This is a genomic window from Flavobacterium bomense, assembly GCF_003970355.1.
Window position 1 is genome coordinate 1 of record NZ_RYDJ01000185.1, and the last position, 1,179, is coordinate 1,179.

The following is a 1,179-nucleotide window of genomic DNA, read 5'->3' on the forward strand; positions in this document are numbered from 1 at the left end:
TGAGAAAAGCTATTTTTTCTTGTAATTGTAGAGCGACCAAAGAAAGCTCCTGCAATTGCATTAGAAAAAAAGATGTTTGAAGGAGGAGATGCAATGAAGAGCTGGAAATAGCTTATAAAAAAAATTATTGAGATTGCTTAGTTCCTCGAAACGACTTTTAATTCATAGCAAACGGAGCACACAACTTGAATGTAGGGACGATAACTTTGAAATTTTTTGTGGAAGTAAAATTGATCATATTGAAATAGCCTTTCATTGCACCATATGGAGAAGCCAAAAGGCAGCCAGAATTGTAAGTATGCAATTCGCCTGGTTTTAAAACGGGTTTTTTGCCTACAAATCCCTCTCCGTCAACCACTTCGTTGCTGTTCAGGGAATCGAAAATTTCCCAATGACGCGAAATTAATTGTACCGAATCCTTGCTGTGGTTTTCGATGGTAATTTCATAACTAAAGGCAAAATGAATCTTGTAGTTTTTGAAGTAAGTGCCTTCAAAACTAGTCAAAACCGAAATTTTTATACCTCTTGTTATTTGAGAAACCATAGCAAAGTATTACGAATGAGTTTAATAATTGCAAATTTACAAAAAAAAGGGTTACTAGTACTTTTTTGAGAAATGTTTTTTAGTTGGTGATTATAGTTGAATTTGTTGTAGCTTTTCCTATGACTTTTTGGTAACGGTCATTGTTTTCGCGGTAATACACTAAAATGGTGTAATCGTTTTCAGTTTGCCAAAAATTGCCGTCAATGGCATTTTCTCCATCGATATTTCCTTTGTCGTCGGCAATTTGATATTGAAAATTGGTAAATCCTTGTTTGATGAGAATGGCTTTTTCGTAGGTGTTTTTTTCTTTGTTGAAATCCATTTTGTATTCGGGTGATAAGCTATAATTGTTGAACATTCCCGTGATATAAATGCCTTTATTCTTCATAAAAGTAGGGGCCGAAACACTAAAATAAACCCAAGCATAATCGGCTTCAATTTCGTTTTTTGCGGCACCGATGTTACGAACTACAAAATTTCCATTCACGTCTGGATTTAGTGTATAAGGGTAATTTCCTCTCGCATTGTTGGTAAACAAATTAGAATTATAAATTCCGTTGCTGGAATCTATTCTCGAGATAGTATTGCCAGCTGATCTAATATTGCTGTTGTCAAAATATAAAAATTCATTTCCT

At 34.3% G+C, this 1,179-nt stretch carries 2 protein-coding genes; both read right to left on the reverse strand.

From position 1 onward, the window contains the following. Window positions 1-157 precede the first annotated feature (157 nt). Entirely contained in the window at window positions 158-544 is a 387-nt protein-coding gene (gene apaG / locus EKL98_RS16600; protein WP_126563204.1) for a Co2+/Mg2+ efflux protein ApaG, read from the reverse strand. Window positions 545-623: 79 nt separating this feature from the next. Next, a partial coding sequence (locus EKL98_RS16605; RefSeq protein ID WP_126563205.1) for a type IX secretion system plug protein occupies window positions 624-1,179 on the reverse strand: 556 nt, incomplete at its 5' end.

What these genes read in the sequence shown, in the direction of transcription:
- apaG (WP_126563204.1), bottom strand. Translation starts at nt 544, where the DNA reads ATGGTTTCTCAAATAACAAGAGGTATAAAAATTTCGGTTTTGACTAGT.